The following is a 274-nucleotide window of genomic DNA, read 5'->3' as shown; positions in this document are numbered from 1 at the left end:
GTTGATGATGCGACCGCGCTTTTGCATCAGAAAATGCGGCAGCGCCGCCTTGCAGCCGAGAAACGTGCCCTTTGCGTTCACGTCCATGACGAAGTCCCAGTCGCGCTCCGATAGCTCGGCGACCGGATGAATCGAAATCACGCCCGCGCAGTTCACGAGAATGTCGAGCCCGCCGAGTTCCGAAATCGCCCGCGCGATCATCCCGTCGATCTGCGCGGCCTGCGTGACGTCGACCTTGCAGGTAAGCACGCGGCGGCCGAGTTCCTGCACCTCC

The 274-nt window shown here is 62.8% G+C and carries 1 protein-coding gene; it reads right to left on the bottom strand.

Annotated elements, in window-relative coordinates; genetic code table 11:
• Positions 1 to 274 (bottom strand): SDR family NAD(P)-dependent oxidoreductase (locus SB772_RS40850; RefSeq protein WP_410838631.1); only part of this gene is annotated, 274 nt, incomplete at both ends.

The organism is Paraburkholderia sp. SIMBA_030 (assembly GCF_046535245.1).
GTDB lineage: Bacteria > Pseudomonadota > Gammaproteobacteria > Burkholderiales > Burkholderiaceae > Paraburkholderia.
Note: the sequence above shows the minus strand (reverse complement) of the source record. Positions and strands in the feature narration are given on the sequence as shown.